The organism is Kineococcus xinjiangensis (genome assembly GCF_002934625.1).
In the GTDB taxonomy this organism is placed as follows: Bacteria; Actinomycetota; Actinomycetes; order Actinomycetales; family Kineococcaceae; genus Kineococcus_A; species Kineococcus_A xinjiangensis.
Genome location: NZ_PTJD01000014.1, coordinates 118,340 through 139,650, shown reverse-complemented (window position 1 = coordinate 139,650; position 21,311 = coordinate 118,340). Strand labels below are relative to the sequence as shown.

The window sequence follows — 21,311 nt, the reverse complement described above, 5'->3', positions numbered from 1 at the left end:
GAGGTCCTTCGAAGCATCACGCGGTGGCCGCCTTCTCATGCGTCAGCCACGCCCGTCAGCCGGGCCGGTCGTACACCACTCTCATGGACGCCACTAGCAGAGCTGCGGCTCTTCGGCTCCTCGATCACTAGCTGCCCCGCGATGCGCTGCACTGTTTGACCGACGCGGAGTGACGCCGCCTCCAGGTTGACGTGCCTCCACGGCAGCCCGAGCAGCTCGCCACGTCGAAGCCCGAGCATGACGGCCGCGATGTATAGAGCCTCGAGGCGGTCGCCTCTGGCCGCTTGTAGCAGCTTGCGTGCGTCGTCCACGGTCAGGTAAGTGGCGTCACGTCGCTGCTGGCGAGGTGGCCGGACTAAAGACGCGACGTTGCGGTGCACCAGCTCGTCGCGCACCGCCTGGCTAAGCGCAGAACGCAAGACCGAGTGCGCGAACTGCACCGTCCGAGGGGACAGGCCACGTGCGGACATCCCCGCCAGCAAGGACCGCACGTCAGCGGGCGCCAGCGCCTTGAGCTGGCGACTGCCGATGGCCGGTGTGAGGTGTCGGCGAATCGCGGCTTCGTAGCCCTCCACTGTCTTCGCCCGCAAGTTAGGGCGGGCCACGTCCTGCAGCCAGTGGGACAAGTAGGCGTCCATCCGTGTGGAGGAGTCCACCGCGGGCAGTCCTCGGTCCATGCGGCTGGCGGCCTCCCGCAGCTTCTCCATGACCTCACGCCGCGTCTTGCCGTAGAGGCTCCGCCGCCGTCGTCCACCACCCTCGACCGGCACGTAGATGGCCGCTTCCCAACGACCGTCCTTGCGCTGGTAGACGGTGCCCTCGCCGTTGGCCCGCTTGCTCATGCGACGTCCTTCTGTGTGAGCTGTCCGACGTAGCGGCGCAGGGCGTCGACCGGCACCCGGCGGGAGCGGCCGATCTTGACGCTGGGCAGTAGTCGCATCCGCATCAGGTCGTACACCGTGGACCGCCCCACCCCGAGCACCTCGGCGGCCTCTTCCGGGGACAGCAGCAGCTTCTCCATGACCAACACCCCTTCATCCGTCTCATCCGTGCACGGCTACGTCCGTCGTGGTCGCCGTGGTACTGCCTGTCACCTGGGGCGGCCTCCCGATCCGCGGAGGGTCCAGCCCGTCTGGCACCCGTCAAGGGCGCCCTTGGCGTCACTACGTGATCTCGCTGCGCTCGACCCTTGACGGGCACCAGTCGGCCTGGAGAGCGCTTGGGATCGGAAGGACGCCCCGTCGTGGTTACCGCTGGTCGTGGCTGGCGCGGCGTTGGCGTGCCCGGTCGTCGGTCCATTTCCGTGCCTGGGCGGCGGCGGTGGCGGCCAGGGCGGCGTCGCCGGCAGTGAGCCAGCCGAAGCCGTCGAGGGACCAGGAGCCGACCACGAGGGTGGAGTCGTCCACCTGCTCATTGAGTACGTCCGGCTCCGTGCCGCCGTCCTGACCGAGGGGGTCGCGCAGCCGGTGCAGGCTCCACCGCTTCCGGGCGGTCCGCAGCTTCCCGAGGGTGGTGGAGTAGCGGCGGGACTTCGTGGCGAAGTGCCCGCGGAAGCCGAGCATCGGCACCCACTTCACCAGCGGCAGGTAGACGTCGCTGCCCGCGGCGGCGATGCGGTGCACCTCCTCCAGCAGCCGGCACACGTGCTCGGCGATGCCCATCGCACGAGCGGCCTCCGGTGCACGGAGCCGCGGTGGCAGGCCGAAGTCCTCGCACGCCTTGGTGGCGTACTTGGCGATGTAGGCGGCCACCGTCTCCGGATGCAACCCACCCTCGTCGGCACGGCCGAGCTCCCGTTCTGCGGTGGTGGACACCACCCGGGCATCAACTTGCACGCCGAAGCGCAGCCGACGCACCGTGTCGCCTGTGGTGGTGGGTGGTGCGTCGAACCACACCGCCGCGGCAGCCGTTCGGACCAGCGCCGCCAGTTGGACGGTCGGGACGTCGGCAAGCGGAGCGGGGAAACCGTCGTCAGCCGGCGGGCCGTCGAGGCGGATGAGTGCGTGGAAGTGGATGACGCCGCGGCGCTGGAACTCCGCCACCTTCGCGAACGACACCCGCACCAGATCCCGCGCCTGCGCCTGGGTCACGCCAAGAGAGGCGGCCAGCAGCCGGCGCAGGGTGATGGTGAAGCGCCGCCACAGCTCCGGTGCCCACCACTGCCACACCACGTGCCCGGTGTAGTCGTAGCACTCCGGGCAGATCGGCTGCCCGAGCCGGTCGTCGCCGTCGTCGTGCACCGCCTCGCAGCCCACCGGGCGCCCGTGCTCACACAGCACCTTGCGCGACCGCGGACGGCACCGGCCGGCACGGCGAATCGTGTGGACCGGACCGAACGACGGAGCCGTCAGCGTCGCGAACACCAGCGGGTGCGATGCCACCGACGACGGGACGCCCTTCATCCCCCCGGCGGCGCCGGCCGCGAGCAGGTGCCACATGTCGCCCTTGTACTCGTGGCTGCACGACGGGCACACACTCGCCCGGCGGTTCCCGCACCGCACGTACAGGACCCCATCCGGTTCGGTGCCCGAGTCGTAGGACGACAGCACTTCTCCCGTCGCCCGGTCCAGCGTCGTCGCGCTGCCTCGCAGCCGGATCGGGTTCGCGCAGTGCCCGCAGCTGGCAGCCTGCTCCGCCCACCGCTCGAACCCGGGCGACACCAGCCGTGTTGCGGCCTGCGCCTCGACGATTTCCGCAGCCAGCGCCGTGCCGCTCATGCCGCCTCACCACCGGCAACAGTCACGGGCATGTCGCCGACGACCTGGAGAACACCGGGACGAACCGTCGACGGTGCGTACGTGGCAGCCAGCTCAGCGATGTCTTCGTCGGAGTAGTACGACGCCCGGACCCGCACCGGCTCGCGGACCCCGTCGACCTTGACGAACGCCACCCCCGGCATCGACTCCGGGATCCGATGGCAGTGCGCCCCGGCCTCCCGTGCGCCCTCGCCGAGGACCATGTCGACCTGCGCCTTCTCATCCAGCCGCATCGCGACCTTCGTCGGGAACAGGTTCCGCGGCCCGAGGACCTCCTTGCGCGGATCCTGCAGCGCCGCCACCAGCACCACCCCCGGTGCCCTGCCCTGCGTCGCCAGCGCAGCCAGGGCCTTCTCCGCCCGCTCCCGCAGCTTCCGATCCGGGGTGTACGCCGTGAGTAGTGCGACCTCGTCGACCAGGACCAGCAGCAGCGGCTCCTCCACCGTGGGCTGGTGGGTGCGGGAGTTGCCGGCCATCCGGGCTGCACGTTCCGTCATGACGGCCGCGGCGTCCTCCAGCAGCTGCACCCCGTCCTCTACGGTCGTGGCGAAACGGGAGAACAACGCCCGCCCGGCCGTCAGCTCCATGCCCGCCTTGCCGTCGACCGCCCACACCTGCACCACGCCCGAGCGGATGCCACCGGCGAGGCCAGCGAGCAGCGACCAGATCACCGAGCCCTTCCCTGCGCCGGTGACCCCGACGACGAGCAGGTGCGTGCCCGCGACCCGCAATTGCCACGGCGCCCCGTCCTCACGCTGTCCGACCTCGACGGCTGCGCAGTCCGGCACATCCGGCACCGGTCGCGGGGCCACCGGCCGGGCGAGGGGATCGCCGTACAGCCAGGTGATCGACGCCGACCGCGGCGAGGTCTGCATCACCCGGCAGGCCCGCGCCCCGCACGCCGAAGCCAGCCGCTCCGACGCTGCCGAAACGTCGTCGACCGTCTGCCCGGCCAGGATGCGTACCTGCCCCTGCAGAACCTCGTGCTCCCGCGAGATCCACCGCAGCCTCGACAACCCCGGCGTCCAGCAGGTGCGGCCACCGGCACGGTGATCGACTTCCATCAGCGAAAGCCCGGCCCGCTCGCACAAGCCCGGCCAGGACCGGTGCACCGAGCGACGCTTGATCCGCCGCCGCACCGGGCCCGCCACCCACCGCGCGAAGGACGCCGGCCGCAGCAGCCACCACGTCAGCAGCGCCGCCACGACGACGCAGACGACGACCAGAAGCGTGAGCACCTCGCCCTGCACGTAGGCCACCGCTACGACCGCCACGCCCGCCGTGACGACGGGGAAACGCCACACCGCTGCCGCCACCGTCCGCAGCAGCCACCACGCCGCGGTGAGCGCAGCGAGAATCAGGTCTGCGAACCCGTCCCCGGACTTGCCCACCTGCATGACAGGCTGCACCGGCTGCCCGAACCGCACCCCGCGAGGCGCCCCGCCCCTCACCGCGCACCCCTGTCCGAGCCCTCGTCGACCCTCTCACCGGCAGACCTTGCCGCTTCCTGCGCCGCACGGGCCGCAAGGTCCCTGCAGTCCGCAGCCTGCGCTGGATTCGTGCTGGCGTAGAGCTCCGCGAGACGCTCGAACAGCGCCGCCTTGCGCCGGAAGAACGCCACCCACTCCGCGGCAGGCGCCGCCATGCCGGGGCGCGTCCGCAGTAGAGCGGTGATCTCCTGTGAAGTCGACAGCGCCGCCATCACGCGGCCCGCCCCTCGTCCACCTTGCCGCCCGCCTTGCCCGCCGCACCCGGTGCCGTCATGCCGGTGGCCTTCAGCGACCACGCCAGTCGCGGGCGGGTCCGGTTGGTGTCGATCCACGGGGTCGCGGTCAGGTTCTGGAACACGACCGGCCGGAACGGCAGCCCCGGAATCTCCGCGGGGGGCACGGGCTGGTGCTCTGCTGCGATCTTCACGACGACCTCGGCCTGCCCGCGCCGCGACTCCGGGTCCGCGTCGACCACCCGGACCGCCCACAGCCGCTCCCCGGTCACCTTGTCCCGCGACTGGGTGTCCACCTCTCCGGCCTGCTTGCGGTCGAAGTCCTCCAGCCGCTCCACCTCGCCCACCACGAACGCCCCGTGCGGGAACACGAGGTCCTGTCCTAGCGGGATCGCACCCTGGATTGCCATCGTCTGTCTCCGTCCCTAGCGGCGGGCGAACCGTCCGTAGTGGTTTGCCTGCGCCGTGTAGACCACGCTGGCTGTTGACGTAGGGACGTCATCACCCCACAGTGGGACGTCGAGGGACGTCCTCCTCATCGGAAGTCGTCCCTCTCCGTCCTGAAGTGCCCCGGTCGCGAGGGAGCGAGATGTCCAACGAGCGCCTGCGCCATGCCCTCGCCAATGGGCACATGAGCGCCGCCGACCTCGCCGAGCGCCTGGGCGTCGACGCCAAGACGGTGCAGCGCTGGGTCAGCCAAGGACGGGTGCCGTACCCGCGGCTCCGCGCCCACGCTGCCGACGTTCTCGGGGTCAGGGGGTACGACCTGTGGCCCGACGCCGTCAGCCAGGAGCGACGAGACGCCGCCTCCGCCTCGGAAATCATCGAGGTCTTCCCGCGTCGAGCCGCCGTGCCGTGGGACGCCTGGCCGCAGCTCTTCGTCAAGGCCACCACGCAGATCGACGTCCTCGTCTACGCCGGCCTCTTCCTGCCCGAGCAGATGCCCGCCGTGCTCGACACCCTGGCCGAGAAGGCACAGCAGGGAGTCCGCGTCCGGCTCCTGCTGGGCGACCCGAAGTGCGAGGCGGTCGCCATCCGGGGCGAGGAGGAGGGCATCGGCCGCACCGCCGTCGCCGTGAAGGTCCGCAACGCCCTCCAGCTGCTGCGGCCACGCCTCAAGGGCGTCCCCGGCGTCCACGTCCGGCTGCACGGCACGACGCTCTACACGTCGATCTACCGCGTCGACGACGAGATGCTCGCCAACCCCCACGTCTACGGCCTGCCCGCCGCTCAGGCCCCGGCTCTGCACCTGCGCAAGCTGTCGGCCGGTGGCCTGTTCGACACCTACAGCGTCATGTACGACAAGGTGTGGGACGAAGCGACGCCAGCCTGGAGCTAGGAGGACCCGTGGGCCGCACCGAGTATTTCCACGACCCCGCCGGCCCGCGACCCAATCGCATCGTCACCGCTGCCACCACCTTTGTCCTCGACGAGCACGAGCGGGTGCTGATGATCCAGCGGTCGGACAACGGCCTGTGGGCGCTGCCCGGCGGCACGCAGGACGTCGGGGAGCGCATCGCCACCACCGCCGAGCGGGAAACGCGCGAGGAGACGGGCTACGAGGTGCGGGTGACGGGCCTGATCGGCGTCTACTCCGACCCCGGCCACGTCATCGCCTACGACGACGGCGAGGTCCGCCAGCAGTTCGCTCTCTCCTTCCGCGCCGAGCTCCTCGGTGGTGAGCTCGAGCACAGCGAGGAGTCACCTGAAGTCCGCTGGGTGGCCGACAACGAGCTGGACGAGCTCCCGATGCACCCCTCGATCAGGTTGCGCGTCGACCACGGCTTCGAGGATCGCGCCGAGCCCTACATCGGCTGAGCAGCGCCCGCGACCCGCACAGGACCCTGCAGTGCCTCAGCCAGCTTTTCGAGCTTGCGCAGGTCGTGCTCACGGGTGAGGCAGCTCTGCGGGCCGAACCAGTGCTCCCACACCGCGACGACCATCGAGACGTCGATCGTGTAGCCGACGCGCAGGAGGCTGCTGAAGGCCTGCGCTTCCGGCTCATACTCGTCCTCGGCGTACTCGGCGATGCCCTCTGGGTTCCACGCCTCAAGCACCGGCAGGATATGCGGCAGCAGCTGCACATTCGCCCACTCGTCGTAGGACACCGCAGGCGAGACGGGGCCGCCCGCGATGCGCTGGGACGTTCGCTGCATAGCCATGGCCAACTGCGGCGCGATGTGCACCATGCACTCCGATACCAGGTCTGCCGGTTCGTACCGCTGGACCACCTCCAGGACGCGCTCCGCCACCGAGAGCCGCTGCCCGTCCGGGCCGGTCGTCGCATCACTGGCCCATAGGACATCCCGTTCCGCGCCCGGCATGTCGGGGTAGCGGCGCATGACGTCGCCCAGCCCGCGTCGCTCGGCTTCGACGTCAGCGCAGCTGTGGTGCGCTACGAGGTTGACCACCTCGTCAGGCCAGCCCGACCGGGCGAGGAGTGCCGCTCCGTCGAGCGGGTGGAAGCCCGTGTCAGCGAGTGGAGGGGCGTAGCCGACGTCGTGCAGCCACGCGGCCACCACGACGACGTCCGGGTCTAAGCCCAGCCGAGCGGCGTAGTCGGCAGCCGTCGCTGCGACCGCTTGCGAATGCTGCCAGCGACGCGGCAGGGCCTCGGCAAGGTGCTCTTCCGCGAGGGCCCGAGCGGCGGCGACGTCCACGGCACGATGCTGCCAGGCCGCACCGACCGCGTGTCGCACATGTCCTGGCAGGCCCATGTCGCAGATGTCCTGTCACAGGACAGGCTGGCCGCACGCATGCTGTGAGGACTTTCTCTACTCCGTCAAGGCGGGGCGGCTACGCTGCGGGCGGCGCTGCGCGCCGTCCTCGCTAGCCACCCCGCCGACCTACACAGCCGTAGTGCGCGTCGAGATCCCCGCGTTCTGCTAGGGCATAGACAACTGCCGCTCAAATTCCATGCACGCGCGTTCAATGGCAGCCATCGTCCTCGCCTCGCTCGCATTCGGCTCCGAGACATGAAGTAGAGTTAGCTTGCTTCTCCTCAGGGCAGCCCACAGCAGGATCTCTTGTAGTTGCTCTTGGTCGGGCGGCGCTCCCCAAATAACAACAGTGCTGACGGGAATGCCGCTCAACTGCGCCAATCGTCGAGGTGAGGCGACCAAAACTCTAGGCTGGAGCGTCTCGCCAAAAAAATCACTTGAGCCTGCACTGTCGATTTCCGGAGCGACGACCACCATTCCGGCCCTTGACAGGGCTGACGCTACATACTCTTGTTCCGCCAATCTATGGCTCAGGACAATTGTCCAACCATCCGCTTCCTTAGATGATCCTATTGATGTGAGCAACGCAGCCAGCCGCGAGTCACCGCTTGTTCCCTCTAGCTCATCAATGAGCTCCCATGCATCCCTGATCAGCCCCTCCTCACCGGAACCTTCGGCCTCCTTGTTGGCGACGGCATCAATGAGGGTAGTATGAGCGCCCTGCAACGAAAGGGCCGTGTCGGATTGCCCCAAGCGCTCAAGTAGCGCGGTGGCCCGCGATAAAAGTTCAGCGTCTCGCGGTGACTGAACATAGAGTATGCGCTCGAAGGTTAAGGTTGCCCCATGGGCCCGCATTACGTCCGCAAGGGGAATCTCCAGGACTGCGTCGAAATTGATGGCACTAGTAAAATTTGCCGTCGAGCCTAGGAAGATTGACCGACGCGATGTTTCCTTCAGGGCATTGATCACTCGATACAGAACGCCCCCCTCAAGCAGAGTCGACACATCAACGACAAGAATTTCGAGCTGACGGCGCACAAGACCCTTCCTTATTGGGTCACTGTTGAGCCGCTGCACTGTTGTGATTGCGATCTCGGGAGTTGTGCCTTCCGAGTCTGAATCGGCACCGGCCCACTCAATGGCATCGGCTCGACTACTAAGCATGCGCACTGAAAGCGATCTGTCCTGAAGTCGATGCATCCACTGACTTGCGATGTCGACTCTGTCCGTGACGATAAGAATGGCACCTTCGTGGCCCGCCGACTCTAGAAAGTCGATAACAGCCGCGCGGACACCGGCACCTACCGGTGCGACGACCGCCACATGGCCCGAGGCCTCATGGAGTCGCCGCACTAAGCCCTTCTGATAAGCAGGCAGGGAAGTCATGCTGCCGCCTCCATAACATCGGCCTTTCGCTGAATCCATCGCCGCGCCGAGAGCAGCGTTTGACGATCACTGGACCCTAGCCGGTCAACAAAGTGAAATATCTCATTTCTGATTCGAACAATAGGCTCCAACTGCCCTTCAACGTACCGAGAATTGCCACCAAAGGCCGACCTGAAGTGCCGTGCGTAATTCTGCTCATGCACGAGAACCTTAACTAGTTCGCCCAAGCTGAGTTCTTCAAGAAGCGTGGGGAACACCCCTCCCTTTCGGGGCCGGGCGGAGTTGCGTATGCAGCCTTCGAGGTGCTCGCGGGAGGCGCAAGCCGAGGTCATCAACTTTCTTACGGCCAGCTCGATATCGCGCACCAATACGAATGGCTCGGTCACCTCCCATAGGAAGGTTGTGACGTCGGCGGTCATTATTACGCCCATTAGTCGGTCTTCATCACCGACCAATACGGCATCATCACGTTGCAGGAATGGGAGCAGGTCATGCAAATCGTCACGTAAGCGCACGAAGGCCAAATCGGCGAGGAGGTCTGAGACGGGTGATTCCAGAGGGTTACCATCGATCGCCCCCGAGGCCAATCCCGCAGCCAGCGACCGATACGAGAAGACCCCAAAGACCCGATTGCCCAAAACTACGGGAAGCTGCGAATAGTCATTCTCGCGCATCAGCGACAGGGCCTCTGCAACTGAGGCCCTGAGGCCAACCGAGACCACTTCTTGGTCCCCGGGTAGCATTTGCGCCACTTGGAAGAAGTCACTCGGCAAACCACTTGCCTGACTGGTCGACAGCTCAATGATGGACTCATCCATGTTGACTAGTCCTTACGCATCGGAGATTGATCCGACCAAAGCAAGTAAGGCGTCACCCGCAAGCCCTCGAGCTCGTCATCAATACAAAGGACGCAGAGCGAAGAGCGTGGCATATCCTGTCCCCTACATTGTCGAACGTCGGTGCCTGGCTCATCCTAGCCGTTGCTTCCATGAGACCATGCACTTCGAGGTCGAAGCGTGATTGTTTCACTGGTCTCGACCCGAATCAACTTGATGGCTGATCGCCCGACATTTCTCGAAGATTTAATCCATGTCTGAGTTTCATACAGAAGTGGTTAAATCGATCGGGGCGGAGTTAGAAGCTGGTTGCCGATGCTGCTGGCGGCCCGCCAATGACATCAGCGACGATGCCACCACTTCGTGGCGTGTTGAGCGACCACGGCGCCGAATAGGGGCAATCTCGTGAGTGGAAGCGCACTCCACATGAGCGGCCTGTCAACACGGCTGCCGCTGTCGATGCGGTTAGCGCCGGCTCACTCGCACCGTGACGGCAGCCGGGACGGCAACCCGACGGCAGCCGCCTCGCTTCCCTCGCACGCCGGCGCACCACCGCCGCAGATCAGCCGCCCTCCTCGGACCTCCGTGGACGCCTCTCGCCGCTCTTGTAATCGGGCGGTTCGGGGTTCGAGTCCCCGTGCCGGCTCCCCGCTGACCTGCGGAAGCGCCTCGCTCGGCCTTGGCCGAGTGTCGGGGTGCAGCCGAGGCCTTGATCGGCATGATCGTCACGGCATGCCGCCCCACAGTGCGGACTGCATCGACGTCGCCGCCTCGCCCAGCATCGACGGCAACACGTGCGAGTACCTGTTCATGGTCAGGCCGACACCGTGCCCGAGAACCTCAATGACGACCCGCGGGTGCATGCTCTGCGCCAGCAGCAGCGAGGCCGCGGTCTGCCGCGTCCTCCCAGCACAGCCCGAGCGCCTCGCCCTGGCGCAGGCCGAGGGTGAGCGCCGCGACCCAGCGCGCCTCCAGCCGCTCACCGCGGGCGGCCGCGAGGACCTGCCGTGCCTTCTCCACCGTCAGCGGCTCCACCCGGTACTCCTGCCGGGAGGGCGGGTCGACGAGGAGGGCGACATTGCGGCTGACCGGGCCCCACTTCATCGCCACGTTGAGCGAGCGGCGCAGCGTGGTGTGGATGTGCCGGACACTCGCCGCCGACGGGCCCACCGCCGTCTGGGCGGCGTATCTCCCGCGAGCGGGAGGTGCTCCGGGTCGGCCAGGTGCCGGCCGACGCGGTACGCGGCGAGGCTGGTGCGCAGGCGGCGCCACTGGTGGAGCGCGGGGAGAGGAGCAGCCAGGAAGTCGGCGACCTGCTGAACCGTGCAGATCCGGTCAGGTGCCGGGCGTGGTGGGTCACGCGGTTCTCCTGCCGGGGCGCGGAGGGAAGCTATCGAAGCGCTCCTGTGGGGTCCACCGCGCCGCTACGGTGGCGGGATGTTCCAGTCCGACACCCTGTTCGTCATCGGCGTTCTGTGCTTCGTGCTCTTCATCGCCTTCCTGGCGGACGTGTACGGGCAGTACAAGCGTCGGACGGTGGCGTTGGAGCGGATCGCCGACGCCCTGACCGGCCCGGACGCCCCCGACGTTCTGCGAGGCGGCAAGACGTTGCTCCGCTGAACGTCCCTGATCCGCCTCGCACTCGGGGTGGTCGTGGCCGCGGTGTCCTCGACGAGGTGCGCCGCGCCGCTATCGTGACGGGATGTCGTGGGTGTACGTGCTGTACGTCTTCACCGGCCTGTGGCTCGTATGGCTCGTGTACTACCTCATCCAGATGACGCGCTGGGAGCGGGACTGCAAGCGCCTGATCGAGAAGATGAGGCACGGTTTCGAACCGGAGCTCGACCCGGACGGCTCCGGGCTCCGGATGTTCCACAGGGCCCCCACCCGCAAAGCTGAGGAGCGGGCCCGGAAGAAACGAGCCCGGAAGTCCCGCTTCCGCTGAGCGACCTCGGTCCACGTCCAGGTGCGGGTCGTCGAGGCGGGCGGCCTCGCGGTGCTCCCGCGCACGGGCCGCAGCGGAGGCGGCCAGGGCCGCGTCGCCGTTGGTCAGCCAGCCGACGCCGTCGAACGACCACTGCTTGAGCATGACGAGGGCGGTGCCGAGCAGGCGGGAGGGCGTCGCCCCCGCTGCCGACGCCACCAGGTCCGCCGCTCCTCGTGCAGGCTGCCGAGCGTCACGGAGTAGCGGCGGGACCTCGTCGAGAAGTGCCCGCGGAACCCGAGCATGTGTAGCCACTTCACGAGCAGCAGCCACGACTCCGCGTCCTCGACGACCGTCGCGTTGTCCGGACCGTCGTCGCCCAGGGCGTCGGCGTCCTCCCCGAGCATCTTGGTCGGTGCCGCGGCCTGCGCCGCGATGGACGCCGCAGTCCGCAGGATGTTCTTGGCGTGCTCGCCGACGCGCAGCCTCTCGACGTCCCCCGCGTCATCGGCCGAGCCGTGGGGGCACCTCCTGCTTGCGGGGAATGCCGTAGTCCTCCCCAGCCTTCGTGACGTACTTCGCGATGTAGGCCGCCACGGTCACTGCGTCGCCGAACTCCTCCGCCGAGACCGGCAGCAGGAGAGCGGCATGGCCCCCGCCCGGCCCGTCCAACCGCATCAGCGCGTGGAAGTGAACGACACCGCGGCGCTGGATCTCAGCGACCTTCGCGAACGACGGCACGACGGCGTCGTGGAGTTCCGAGCGCGGAACGCCGAGCCGGTCCGCCAGGCGCCGGCGCAGACCGATGGTGAAGCGCCGCCACAACTCCGGCGCGTGCTAGTCAATCGCCACGTGCCCGCCGTAGCAGGAGCACTCCGGGCGCAGCAGAGGTGCCCAGCGCCGGGGACTCCTGCTGTCTCTGAATCGTCGTGAGTAGCGGCCGGCTCCGCTGACAGGGGGCTCCGAGTATTGCGCCGATCGCCTGCCAGACCGGTGCTAGCTCTGCTGCTGCGTGCTCCACAGCTGCCAGCTGGTGGTGCGCACGGAGCGCGGCTGCTCCAAGCAGATGCGGATGGTGTGCGCCACGTCGTCGGGGGACAGGTACTCGTCGAGCTGCGGGGAGCCCTCGGTGCGTCCTGCTCCGATCGCGAACTCGGTCGAGGTGGCGGCGGGGCAGATCAGGGAGACCCGGATGCCTTCTGCCCGCAGCTCCCTGTCCAGCGAGCCTCCGAGGCCGACCTGGGCGTGCTTGGTGCCGGCGTAGACGGCTTCGTCGGCGCCGCCGCGGTAGCCGGCGACCGAGCTGACGATCACGACGTCGCCCCCGCCGCCCTGCGCCCGGAACTGACGCACGCCCGACTTCACCGTCCACACGGTGCCGAGGTAGTTGGTCTCCACCATCTCCCGGAGCAGGTCGTCGTCCAGGTCGAGGATGCCGCCGTAGGCGCCGATCCCGGCGTTGGCGACGACGATGTCCAGCCGACCCCACTTCTCGACCGCGGCGGCGACGAGCGCGTCGTTGTGCGCCGGGTCCCGCACGTCACCGGCGACAGCTACGGCGTTGTCGGCGCCGAGCTCCTCGACCAGGCCCTGGAGCCTCTCCTGCCGACGGGCGGCCAGCGCCACACGACCGCCGGCGGCGACCAGGGCGCGGGCTGCGGCGGCCCCGATCCCGGCGCTCGCGCCAGTGATCACTGAGACGGTGCCCTCGATCGGTCGGGTGGGTGCGACGTAGGCCATGACGTCCTTCAGGGAGCTCGGTGCAGCACGGAAGGGGACGTGCGCATCCTCGTCCCCATGGGGCGGGCCTGCCAGCGCTGAGGTGCTCGGCGAGCCGTCGTCGGTAGCGGGCGGGCGCTGCCGGTACCCGTTGACGGCCCCCGCCTCGTCGTGCTGCCGCGGGGGGAGGCCTCCGTCCCATCCAGGCCCGGCTCCCTGTGGCAGCACTCGTGACCCGGCCCGACTCGCTCACCGGAGCAGGCCAAGAGGAGGGGCGGCCTGGCGGCGGCGCCGGCGTCCGCCTCCTCATCACTCCCGGAGGTGGCCGCATCTCGACGTCGGCTCACGGCCCCAGCTGTGCCGCCCGAGCCGCCGAGACCCCTGAGCGGCGACGTCGTCACGGGGTGACGACCGAGCCCCACCGCCGGGTCCGTTGCGGTCCGGCGACTGGTGGGGCACGTGCTCGTGCATCGGACGGCGGTCGACGCCGCCCGTCCCGGTGTGCCGCTCCGGAGCAGCCTGGCGGTCGCCGCGGCCGCGCACGTGTTCGGTGATCGGGAGAGACAAGTCCGCTGCCGGCTCCGGCACCACGGCCCCCTCAGCTGAGCATTGACAAGGGATCCGAGGCCCTCGACACTCGAGCGGCGCCGCGATGTTAGCGCTCACATCCTGTAGTTCCTCCCTCTCTCCCAGTGCCGGAGTGCCCGATGACGCGCCCCCCGACCGATTCCGACCCCACCTCGGCGCCACCCGCCGGCGCGAGTCGCCGCAGCGTTCTCCTCGCCGGGGGCGCGACGGGAGTTGCGCTCGGGGCGCAGGCCTTCGCCGCGCCCAGCGCCCGCGCAGCCGTCGCGCCGGTGCCCAACGCCCGCCCCGATTTCGGTGTGCGCGCCCGCCCCTTCGCCGCGGGCGTCGTGCGGCTCACCGCCGGGCGCTTCCTCGACGCCCAGAACCGCCGGCTCGCCTACATGCGGTTCCTGGACATGAACCGCCTGCTCTACAGCTTCCGGGCCACCGCGAAGCTGTCGACGCAGGGTGCCGCCCCCTGCGGGGGCTGGGAGAGCCCCACGTGGATCTGGCGCGGGCACACCACGGGCCACTACCTGTCCGGGGCTTCCCTGGCTGTCGCCGCCACCGGCGACGCGACGCTGCGGAGCAAGGTCACCTACCTCGTGTCCGAGTTGGGCAAGTGCCAGGCCAACGCCGTCGCGGCCGGCCTGCCCGCGGGCTACCTCAACGCGTTCCCGGTGAGCCACTTCACCCGCATGCAGAACGGCGAGTACATCGTCGTCTGGTACACCACGCACAAGATCATGGCGGGTCTGCTCGACGCTCACCGCCTGCTCGGCAATGATCAGGCGCTGGACGTGCTGCTGAAGCTGGCGGACTGGGTGGACCGGCACACCGCCCAGCGCGGCGCGGAAGCGCTCCAGCGCGACCTCGACATCGAGTTCGGCGGCATGAACGAGGTGCTGGCCAACCTCTACCAACTCACCGGGAACAGCCGGTGGCTGACCGTCGCGCAGCGCTTCGACCACAAGCGGCTGTTCGACCCGCTGGCCGCCAACCGGAACCAGCTTGAGGGCATGCACGCCAACACCCAGATCGCCAAGGTCGTGGGTGCGGTGAAGGAGTACCAGGCGACGGGCAGCAGCCGCTACCTCGACATCGCCCGCAACTTCTGGAACATGGTGCTGAACCACCACACCTACTGCACCGGCGGCAACAGCGACGGGGAACTCTTCCGGGGTCCCGGTCAGATCTCCAACCGGCTCTCCTACGCCTCGTGCGAGGTGTGCAACGTCTACAACATGCTCAAGATCGCACGCGAGCTGTTCTTCCTCGATCCCACCCGTGCCGATCTCATGGACTACTACGAGTGGGCCCTCTACAACGAGATCCTGCCGCAGCAGGACGCCACCAGCCGGCACGGTCGCGTCACCTACTACCTCGACCTGCGCCCCGGCGGGGCCAAGGTGTACGACGACGACTACGACACCTTCTGGTGCGACACCGCCAGCAGCCTGGAGACGTTCGCCAAGCTCAACGACTCCATCTACTTCTCCAGCGGCCGCACGCTCTACGTCAACCTGTTCATCCCCTCCGTGCTGACCTGGTCGACCACCGGGTTCACCGTGACCCAGACGACGGACTACCCGGCGGGTCGGACGAGCACGCTCACCGTGCGCGGCTCCGGCAGTGCCACCCTGGCCGTGCGCATCCCCGCGTGGGCCACCGGCGCGACCGTCGCGGTCAACGGCGCGCGCCAGTCCGTCAGGGCCGGCGCCTACGCCCCGATCACCCGCACGTGGGCCGACGGCGACACCCTCGTCGTCACGCTGCCCATGCGGCTGGCGCTCACCTCCACGCCGGACGACCCCGCGGTGCAGTCGATCAGCTACGGACCGGTCCTGCTGGCCGGGCAGTACGGCCCCTTCACCCAGCCGGTGAAGCCCGCGACGCCCCCAGCCCCCAGCCCGGTGACGCTGACGCAGCTACCCGTGCTCGACCCCGGCTCGATCGCGCCGACGGCGACCCCGCTCACGTTCACGGCCCGGGCCGACGGGGCGACGGTCGTGCTCAAGCCGTACTTCGACACCCACAACCAGCACGCCACCGTCTACTGGACCAACCCCACCAAGTCCGCCTACGTGCGGCTGCGCAACCGCCGCAGCGGTCTCGTCGTCGGGGTCGCAGGCATGGGCACCGCCGACGGCGCTGCCGCGCTGCAGTGGGGTGACACCGGAACCCCGGACCACCAGTGGGAACTCGTCCCGGCCGGCGGGTACGTCCGCATCCGCAACCGCCACAGCGGCAAGGTCCTCGGCGTCAGCGGCATGGCCGTGACCGACGGCGCCGCGGTGGTGCAGTGGGCCGACTCGGGAACGCCGGACCACGACTGGAAGCTGGTCGACATCGGCGGCGGCCACGTCAAGCTGGTGAACCGCAACAGCGGCAAGGTGCTCGGCGTGTCCGGGGGGTCCACCAGCGAAGGCGCCACCCTGCTGCAGTGGTCCGACACCGGCGCGGTCGACCACCAGTGGCAGATCCTCCCGGACGGCTGGGTGAGGCTGCAGAACGTCAACAGCGGTCTGCTCCTCGGGGTGCAGAACGCCGCTGTCGAGGACGGCGCTCGGGCGGTGCAGTGGTATGACTCCGGCACCGCTGACCACGGCTGGGCCTTCGTCCCCGACGGGGACGGCACCTTCCGCATCCGCAACCAGAACAGCGGCAAGGTCCTGGGGGTCGCGGCCGCCTCGACTGCGAACGGGGCGGCCGTCCTCCAGTGGAGCGACACCGGCACGCGCGACCACCTGTGGCGCATCGCGGTCACCGGCAACGGTGACGAGATCCGCTTGCGCAACGCCAACAGCGACCTGGTCCTCGGTGTGCAGGACGCATCGACGGCGGCGGGTGCCGCCTGTCTGCAGTGGCTCGACAGCGGCACCCGCGACCACCTCTGGCGCTTGCGGTGAACGTCGAGCCGTTCGGCGGCTCGGCGTTCGCGCCTCCGCGGGAGACGCCGAGACGACCCTGACGGCCGTCGCGGCCGCTCCTCGAGGTTCGGGGGAGCGGCCGGTGGCGACATCGGACGCATCGGGAACCGCCGGCGGGTCCGGCGTGACGTCGGCCCCTGCCGCAGCGCGTCAGCGCCGCAGCCCTCGTCCTCAAGCACCTCGACGACCGCCGCCGACGGAGGTCTGGTGGTTCGCGCAGCGGTCGACCGCTCACCGCCTCGTGGAGGGGCTGGATCCGACGGGAGTCCCCGTCCTCCGCTGAGGGCCCGCTCTGCGGGCCAGACAGCAGTGAACCTCGGGACCGGCGCTGTCGCACCGGTCCCGAGGTTCACTGCTGTCTGTCGTTCGGAACGAAGCCGTCGACGCGGCCCTGCTTCTGCGCCTCCGTGCTGCTCCTGCCGACCGGTTGCTGACGGAACAGCTCGATCAGGGCGGTCAGCCGCTCCTCAGGTCAGGAGACGGTCGCGACCTGGTCGAAGATCCACTGCTGGCGCTTGTTGCCGGAAGCGGTGGTGCTCGTCGACTGCACGATGCTCACACCGTCAGCGGCGACGTCGATGACCTTCTTGTTGCCGAGGTTCTGCAGCTCGAAGGTCATGTGGCCGCTGTCGAGGCTGCTGACGCGCCCGACGTACCACGCCTGAGCGGTGCTGCCGTTGGCCGGCCACTGCTGCAGGAAGGCGCCCTCGGCGGTGGTGGCGTTCGGGACGTCGATGACCTGACCGCTGTGACGCGCGACGATCTTGTACGCACCACCGTTCACGCACACGAAGCGCCACTGCTGGTTGGTGCCGCCGTTGTAGCTGTACTGCACGAGGCGCGCGCCCGCGGCGGTGGACTTGCTCTTCACGTCGAGGACCTTGCCGGTCGCGACGTTCGTGAGCTTGTAGTAGACGCTCTCGCTCGGGCCGCGGTAGCAGACCGGGGAGTCCGCTGCCGCAGCCTGGGTGGCGGGGGAGACCACGAGCGCGGTGGCGCCGAGCACCACGGCCGCCAGGGCGCCGAAGAGACGCGGACGGGCGGAAGCGGGCATCACGAAGTGCATGGAGCTCCTTGTGCAGGACGAGGGCGGTGACCAGGAGCGTGAATCGCTCGAGGCTTGGATATTCTATAGGAAACCGAAAACTTTCGGGGCGCTTCGCTGGGCATGATCGCTCGCCGGTCCGCTGTCGCGGGAGCGCGTCCCGGTGTTCCGGGGGTGCGCGAGACAGTCTCGTCCGGAACGGCCGCTCCCGGAGCGCTGCCGCGGCAGGGCCCCCCATGTGGCCTAGGCCGTGTCCTGCGGATCATGATGGCCCGGACCACGGCTCGCATTTGGTGGTGTTGAGTGTCGCCGTCCTGACCGGGTGGTCAACAGCTTCGTAGGATGTGCGTGTGCGCGTCCGTCTGGATCAGGTGGTCATCGACAGTTGTGACCCTGCGCGACTGGCGCGTTTCTGGGCGGCCCTTCTGGGTGCCGAGGCGGTTGATCGTGACCTGGGCTGGTCGCACATCGAGGCGCCGGGCATGCCCCGCATCTCGTTCCAGCCGGTGCCCGAAGCGCGTCAGGGCAAGAACCGCCTCCACCTGGATCTGGAGGTCGACGACATCGACGCCGCTGTGGCCCGAGCTCTTATCCTCGGCGCCACCCGCGTCGGCGTGGTCGTGCGCGGCCCGTTGGGCGCCTACCAGGTGATCCGGGATCCCGAGGACAACGAGTTCTGCTTCGTGTGCGACTGATCGGCCACGCAGCAACACCAGGTCAGGCGGGGACGGCGATCGCGGCCAGGGCTCTGGTCAGCCGCTTCAGGTCGGCCGGCGGCGACTCCAGCAGAGGCGGGCGCACCGTCGCGTGCGAGATGATCCCCAGTTCGGTGAGAGCGGCCTTGGCCATGATCGCGCCTTGTGAGGTGCGCATGATGGCCTCGGTCAAGGGAAGTAGCTCTGTCTGCATCGCTCTGGCGGTGTCGAGGTCGCCGTCGCGGACTGCGCGGATGAGGTGGGCGGTGCGGTCGGCGGCGATGTTGCCCACGACGCTGACCACCCCGGTGGCCCCGCACGCGAGGTAGGGCAGGTTGAGCTCGTCGATGCCGCAGTAGTAGGCCAGGGACGTGTCGGCCATGACGGACATCGCCTCGAACAGGTCGCCCTTGGCGTCCTTGACCGCCCGGATGCGGGGATGGCCGGCCAGCTCGACCAGCGTGGCCGCCTCCATCGCGATGCCTGCGCGGGCGGGGACGTCGTAGAGCATCACGGGCAGCTCGGTGGCGTCGGCCACCGCCACGCAGTGGGCGACGACCCCCGCCTGGGTGGGCCTGGAGTAGTAGGGGCAGACGAGCAGCAGCGCGTCCGCCCCGGCAGCCTCGGCCTCCTGTGCTCGTCGCACGCTGTCGGCGGTGTCGTAGGTGCCGACACCAGCGATCACCCGGGCGTGGCCTCGCGCTTGGGCCGCTACGGCGCGGACGAGCCGTGCCGCCTCATGGGCGGTCAGGGTGGGCGCCTCACCGGTGGTGCCACCAACGACGATGCCATCGCAGTCCGTGCCCACCAGGTGCTCGACCAAGCCCGTGAGCCCCGGCTCGCTGACCGTGGCGTCAGGGTTCATGGGCGTGACCATGGCGACGAGATTGGAGCCGAAGACCTGCTCGGCGGAACGCTGCGGGTCCGTCATGGTTCGACCCTGCCGCCGCACCATCGCCGGGGTCCAGCGATGCCTTCTTGCCTGTATTGCGTAGCGTGGCTTCATGGTCGATGTGGGTGCGCTGCGGGCGCTGCGGTCAGTGGCGGCCCTGGGGACGCTGGCGCGAGCGGCTGAGGAGCTGGGGTTCACGGCGTCGGCGATCTCGCAGCAGATCAAGAGGCTGGAGCGCGAGGTCGGGGTGCCCGTGCTGGCCCCGGCAGGACGCGGGGTCGTGCTCACTCCTGCCGGGCGAGCGATCGTGGAGTCGGCGCCGGAGGTGTTCCAGGCCCTGGAGCGCTGCGCCGAGGCGGCCCGCTCGGCCTCGCGGGGCGCACCGCGCGGCACGCTGGTCGTCGCGGCCTTCTCCACCGCCATCCGTGGGCTGCTCGCGCCCACCGTCGGGCATCTGTCGACGCGCTGCCCGGACCTGCGCGTGGACATCGTCGAGCAGGACCCCGACCATGCTCTGCGCAGCGTCGCCACCGGCGCGGCCGATCTCGCCCTGGTCCACGACGCCGACGGGCTGCCGGCCGTACTGCCGGGCTCCTTGACCCAGCGACACGTGCACACCGATGCCGGCGATGTCGTCATGAGACGTGAGCATCCCCTGGCGCAACGGGAGGAAGCGCTCACCGGGAACGACCTCGCCGGCCATGCCTGGGTGACCAGCCCGCCCGGCACGGTGTGCCACCAGTGGTTCCGCCGCCTCGTGGCCGACGTCTCCGGCGAACCGGACGTGCGTCATCTCATCGACGACTTCTCCACCCAGCTCTCGCTCGTCGCCGTCAGCGGCGTCATCGCTCTCATTCCCCGCCTTGCTCGCCCACCCCTGCATGACGGACTTGTCGCCCGACCGCTGCGGCGGCCACCGAAGCGCGAGGTGCACGCTGCATGGCGGCGCAGCGCCGATGCCAGCCCCGCACTGCGAGCCGTCCTCACAGAACTGGACCGCGTCCCCGGGCTCACCGCAGGTGGAGCATGATGCAGGCGATGATCACCTCGCTGCGGAAGTAGGCGGCTCTCTTGGCGTATCGGGTGGCGAAGGCACGGAACTGCTTCAGGCGGTTGATGCAGCGCTCCACGACGTTGCGCTGGCGGTAGATGTCCGGATCGAACGCCGGTGGCCGTCCGCCGGCTGAGCCCTTGGCCTTGCGGCGGGCGATCTGATCGAGCCGTTCTGGGATGGTCGCCTTGATCCGCCTGCGACGCAGTACTTCACGGGTTGGGTGGTGGGCGTAGGCCTTGTCGGCGATGACCCGCTCGACGCGCAGCCGGCGGCCCTGCACCGACAGCTCGGACAGGGCATCCAGCAAGGGCAGCAGCTGGGGGTTGTCGCCCGCTTGGCCAGGGGTGAGGATGACCGCCAGCGGCCGGCCGAAGGCGTCGACGGCCAGGTGCAGCTTCGATGTCAGACCTCCCCGGGAGCGTCCGAGGCACTCCCCTTCGACGGCGAGGTCTTCGATCCAGGCGGCACAGCCCCCTTTTTCCGGGCACCGGCGGAGTGCTGGTGGGCCCGGACGTGGGTGGAGTCGATGCTGACCACCACCGTGGTGGCCTCATTCAGAGAGCTGATGGAGTCGTCCTTGACGACGATCTCGGCCAGGATTCGCTCCCAGGTGCCGTCTGCGGTCCACTTCCGCAGCCGCTCATGCGCTGTCTTCCACGGCCCGTACCGTTCAGGGAGGTCTCGCCACGGTGCTCCGGTGCGGAGCTTCCACAAGATCGCGTTCACGACCTGGCGGTGCTCACGCCAGCGACCACCGCGCTGCCCCGTCGGTGGCAGCAGCGGCTCGATCTGCGCCCATGCCTTGTCGGTGACCTCGCCACGACCAACCCCACCCACCCGGCCATGGTGACGCAGCTACAAGATCCGCAGGACACGGCCTAGGCCCCGCATCCGGTGCCGGCGCTCCTGGCCTGCCCGACCCGCTCAGCGGAAGTCGCGGACTGCATCGAGGTTGCCGCCTCGCCGGCATGCGACGGCATCACGTTCGGCTGCGTGCTCAGGTCGCGCCGGTCTGCGGGTGTCCGGGGACCTTCGTGACGATCCGCGGGTATCGGGGCGGCCAC

General features: G+C 69.0%; 23 protein-coding genes. 7 read left to right on the top strand and 16 right to left on the bottom strand.

What is annotated here, in order from left to right; genetic code table 11:
• Positions 1 to 35: 35 nt before the first annotated feature.
• The 6 genes from CLV92_RS17315 to CLV92_RS17290 form a co-directional block, all read right to left on the bottom strand.
• Positions 36 to 842 (bottom strand): site-specific integrase, encoded by an 807-nt coding sequence (locus CLV92_RS17315; RefSeq protein WP_104434772.1) that lies wholly within the window; start codon positions 840 to 842, stop codon positions 36 to 38.
• Positions 839 to 1,021: a helix-turn-helix domain-containing protein gene (locus CLV92_RS17310; protein WP_104434770.1), complete on the bottom strand. Its 183-nt coding sequence runs from the start codon at positions 1,019 to 1,021 to the stop codon at positions 839 to 841. The genes CLV92_RS17315 and CLV92_RS17310 overlap by 4 nt, the downstream gene beginning before the upstream one ends.
• A 226-nt stretch (positions 1,022 to 1,247) precedes the next feature.
• A complete protein-coding gene (locus CLV92_RS17305) occupies positions 1,248 to 2,717 on the bottom strand; it encodes a replication initiator (RefSeq protein WP_211291230.1) in 1,470 nt (489 codons plus the stop codon).
• Entirely contained in the window at positions 2,714 to 4,147 is a 1,434-nt protein-coding gene (locus CLV92_RS21605; protein ID WP_158257301.1) for an FtsK/SpoIIIE domain-containing protein, read from the bottom strand. The genes CLV92_RS17305 and CLV92_RS21605 overlap by 4 nt, the downstream gene beginning before the upstream one ends.
• Positions 4,148 to 4,203: 56 nt before the next feature.
• Positions 4,204 to 4,461: a hypothetical protein gene (locus tag CLV92_RS21600; protein WP_104434768.1), complete on the bottom strand. Its 258-nt coding sequence runs from the start codon at positions 4,459 to 4,461 to the stop codon at positions 4,204 to 4,206.
• Positions 4,458 to 4,889: a plasmid replication, integration and excision activator gene (locus tag CLV92_RS17290; protein ID WP_104434767.1), complete on the bottom strand. Its 432-nt coding sequence runs from the start codon at positions 4,887 to 4,889 to the stop codon at positions 4,458 to 4,460. Before CLV92_RS17290 ends, CLV92_RS21600 begins: the two co-directional genes overlap by 4 nt.
• Positions 4,890 to 5,068: 179 nt before the next feature.
• On the opposite strand from CLV92_RS17290, the gene CLV92_RS17285 reads away from it, so the two are divergent.
• Positions 5,069 to 5,818 carry a DUF5919 domain-containing protein gene (locus tag CLV92_RS17285; RefSeq protein ID WP_104434766.1) on the top strand — a complete coding sequence of 250 codons (750 nt, stop codon included), beginning with the start codon at positions 5,069 to 5,071 and terminating at the stop codon, positions 5,816 to 5,818.
• Between the two features lie 8 nt (positions 5,819 to 5,826).
• Positions 5,827 to 6,297, top strand: coding sequence for an NUDIX hydrolase (locus CLV92_RS17280; protein WP_104434765.1), 471 nt, complete (start codon positions 5,827 to 5,829; stop codon positions 6,295 to 6,297).
• Here the strand turns inward: CLV92_RS17280 and CLV92_RS17275 are convergent.
• The 4 genes from CLV92_RS17275 to CLV92_RS17265 all read right to left on the bottom strand — a co-directional run bounded on the left by CLV92_RS17275 (position 6,285) and on the right by CLV92_RS17265 (position 10,525).
• Entirely contained in the window at positions 6,285 to 7,139 is an 855-nt protein-coding gene (locus tag CLV92_RS17275; RefSeq protein WP_158257300.1) for an HD domain-containing protein, read from the bottom strand. The two genes, CLV92_RS17280 and CLV92_RS17275, sit on opposite strands and share 13 nt — an antisense overlap.
• A gap of 225 nt (positions 7,140 to 7,364) precedes the next feature.
• On the bottom strand, positions 7,365 to 8,585 hold the full coding sequence (locus tag CLV92_RS21110) for a DEAD/DEAH box helicase family protein (RefSeq protein ID WP_146099614.1): 1,221 nt from the start codon (positions 8,583 to 8,585) through the stop codon (positions 7,365 to 7,367).
• Positions 8,582 to 9,403 carry a CBS domain-containing protein gene (locus tag CLV92_RS17270; protein ID WP_104434763.1) on the bottom strand — a complete coding sequence of 274 codons (822 nt, stop codon included), beginning with the start codon at positions 9,401 to 9,403 and terminating at the stop codon, positions 8,582 to 8,584. The genes CLV92_RS21110 and CLV92_RS17270 overlap by 4 nt, the downstream gene beginning before the upstream one ends.
• Positions 9,404 to 10,261: 858 nt before the next feature.
• Positions 10,262 to 10,525, bottom strand: a complete 264-nt coding sequence (locus CLV92_RS17265) for a site-specific integrase (RefSeq protein ID WP_158257299.1) — start codon at positions 10,523 to 10,525, stop codon at positions 10,262 to 10,264.
• A 333-nt stretch (positions 10,526 to 10,858) separates the two neighbouring features.
• Here CLV92_RS17265 and CLV92_RS17255 point away from each other — a divergent pair, with 333 nt between their 5' ends.
• Entirely contained in the window at positions 10,859 to 11,041 is a 183-nt protein-coding gene (locus CLV92_RS17255; RefSeq protein ID WP_104434761.1) for a hypothetical protein, read from the top strand.
• Between the two features lie 82 nt (positions 11,042 to 11,123).
• Positions 11,124 to 11,366, top strand: a complete 243-nt coding sequence (locus CLV92_RS17250) for a hypothetical protein (RefSeq protein ID WP_104434760.1) — start codon at positions 11,124 to 11,126, stop codon at positions 11,364 to 11,366.
• A 104-nt stretch (positions 11,367 to 11,470) separates the two neighbouring features.
• On the opposite strand, the gene CLV92_RS22055 is transcribed toward CLV92_RS17250, so the two are convergent.
• The 3 genes from CLV92_RS22055 to CLV92_RS17235 form a co-directional block, all read right to left on the bottom strand.
• The gene (locus tag CLV92_RS22055; RefSeq protein ID WP_342762358.1) at positions 11,471 to 11,800 is read right to left on the bottom strand and encodes a replication initiator; all 330 of its coding nucleotides are present in this window, start codon (positions 11,798 to 11,800) and stop codon (positions 11,471 to 11,473) included.
• 49 nt (positions 11,801 to 11,849) lie between these two features.
• Positions 11,850 to 12,170, bottom strand: coding sequence for a replication initiator (locus CLV92_RS17240; RefSeq protein WP_104434759.1), 321 nt, complete (start codon positions 12,168 to 12,170; stop codon positions 11,850 to 11,852).
• A gap of 171 nt (positions 12,171 to 12,341) precedes the next feature.
• Positions 12,342 to 13,040, bottom strand: coding sequence for an SDR family oxidoreductase (locus CLV92_RS17235; protein ID WP_211291229.1), 699 nt, complete (start codon positions 13,038 to 13,040; stop codon positions 12,342 to 12,344).
• 731 nt (positions 13,041 to 13,771) lie between these two features.
• On the opposite strand from CLV92_RS17235, the gene CLV92_RS17230 reads away from it, so the two are divergent.
• Entirely contained in the window at positions 13,772 to 16,540 is a 2,769-nt protein-coding gene (locus CLV92_RS17230) for a beta-L-arabinofuranosidase domain-containing protein (RefSeq protein WP_104434757.1), read from the top strand.
• A gap of 493 nt (positions 16,541 to 17,033) precedes the next feature.
• On the opposite strand, the gene CLV92_RS17225 is transcribed toward CLV92_RS17230, so the two are convergent.
• The gene (locus CLV92_RS17225) at positions 17,034 to 17,627 is read right to left on the bottom strand and encodes an RICIN domain-containing protein (protein ID WP_104434756.1); all 594 of its coding nucleotides are present in this window, start codon (positions 17,625 to 17,627) and stop codon (positions 17,034 to 17,036) included.
• A 329-nt stretch (positions 17,628 to 17,956) separates the two neighbouring features.
• On the opposite strand from CLV92_RS17225, the gene CLV92_RS17220 reads away from it, so the two are divergent.
• Positions 17,957 to 18,301 (top strand): VOC family protein, encoded by a 345-nt coding sequence (locus CLV92_RS17220; RefSeq protein ID WP_104434755.1) that lies wholly within the window; start codon positions 17,957 to 17,959, stop codon positions 18,299 to 18,301.
• Positions 18,302 to 18,323: 22 nt separating this feature from the next.
• On the opposite strand, the gene dapA is transcribed toward CLV92_RS17220, so the two are convergent.
• Entirely contained in the window at positions 18,324 to 19,232 is a 909-nt protein-coding gene (gene dapA / locus CLV92_RS17215) for a 4-hydroxy-tetrahydrodipicolinate synthase (RefSeq protein WP_104434822.1), read from the bottom strand.
• Between the two features lie 73 nt (positions 19,233 to 19,305).
• Between dapA and CLV92_RS17210 the strand changes: the two genes are divergently transcribed.
• Positions 19,306 to 20,223 carry a LysR family transcriptional regulator gene (locus tag CLV92_RS17210; RefSeq protein ID WP_104434754.1) on the top strand — a complete coding sequence of 306 codons (918 nt, stop codon included), beginning with the start codon at positions 19,306 to 19,308 and terminating at the stop codon, positions 20,221 to 20,223.
• Here the strand turns inward: CLV92_RS17210 and CLV92_RS17205 are convergent.
• Positions 20,204 to 21,084, bottom strand: a protein-coding gene (locus tag CLV92_RS17205; RefSeq protein WP_425433585.1) for an IS5 family transposase whose coding sequence is annotated in 2 segments (ribosomal slippage) — positions 20,204 to 20,692 and positions 20,695 to 21,084 — 879 coding nt in all. Because the reading frame shifts where the segments join, the coding sequence is not laid out codon by codon here. The genes CLV92_RS17210 and CLV92_RS17205 overlap by 20 nt on opposite strands.
• Positions 21,085 to 21,311 lie beyond the last annotated feature (227 nt).

Excerpts from the sequence above, each read along its gene's own strand:
- CLV92_RS17315 (WP_104434772.1), bottom strand. The coding sequence starts at position 842 with ATGAGCAAGCGGGCCAACGGCGAGGGCACCGTCTACCAGCGCAAGGAC.
- CLV92_RS17310 (WP_104434770.1), bottom strand. The coding sequence starts at position 1,021 with ATGGAGAAGCTGCTGCTGTCCCCGGAAGAGGCCGCCGAGGTGCTCGGG.
- CLV92_RS17305 (WP_211291230.1), bottom strand. The coding sequence starts at position 2,717 with ATGAGCGGCACGGCGCTGGCTGCGGAAATCGTCGAGGCGCAGGCCGCA.
- CLV92_RS17290 (WP_104434767.1), bottom strand. The coding sequence starts at position 4,889 with ATGGCAATCCAGGGTGCGATCCCGCTAGGACAGGACCTCGTGTTCCCG.
- CLV92_RS17285 (WP_104434766.1), top strand. The coding sequence starts at position 5,069 with ATGTCCAACGAGCGCCTGCGCCATGCCCTCGCCAATGGGCACATGAGC.
- CLV92_RS21110 (WP_146099614.1), bottom strand. The coding sequence starts at position 8,585 with ATGACTTCCCTGCCTGCTTATCAGAAGGGCTTAGTGCGGCGACTCCAT.
- CLV92_RS17270 (WP_104434763.1), bottom strand. The coding sequence starts at position 9,403 with ATGGATGAGTCCATCATTGAGCTGTCGACCAGTCAGGCAAGTGGTTTG.
- CLV92_RS17265 (WP_158257299.1), bottom strand. The coding sequence starts at position 10,525 with ATGAAGTGGGGCCCGGTCAGCCGCAATGTCGCCCTCCTCGTCGACCCG.
- CLV92_RS17255 (WP_104434761.1), top strand. The coding sequence starts at position 10,859 with ATGTTCCAGTCCGACACCCTGTTCGTCATCGGCGTTCTGTGCTTCGTG.
- CLV92_RS17250 (WP_104434760.1), top strand. The coding sequence starts at position 11,124 with ATGTCGTGGGTGTACGTGCTGTACGTCTTCACCGGCCTGTGGCTCGTA.
- CLV92_RS17230 (WP_104434757.1), top strand. The coding sequence starts at position 13,772 with ATGACGCGCCCCCCGACCGATTCCGACCCCACCTCGGCGCCACCCGCC.
- CLV92_RS17225 (WP_104434756.1), bottom strand. The coding sequence starts at position 17,627 with ATGCACTTCGTGATGCCCGCTTCCGCCCGTCCGCGTCTCTTCGGCGCC.
- dapA (WP_104434822.1), bottom strand. The coding sequence starts at position 19,232 with ATGACGGACCCGCAGCGTTCCGCCGAGCAGGTCTTCGGCTCCAATCTC.
- CLV92_RS17210 (WP_104434754.1), top strand. The coding sequence starts at position 19,306 with ATGGTCGATGTGGGTGCGCTGCGGGCGCTGCGGTCAGTGGCGGCCCTG.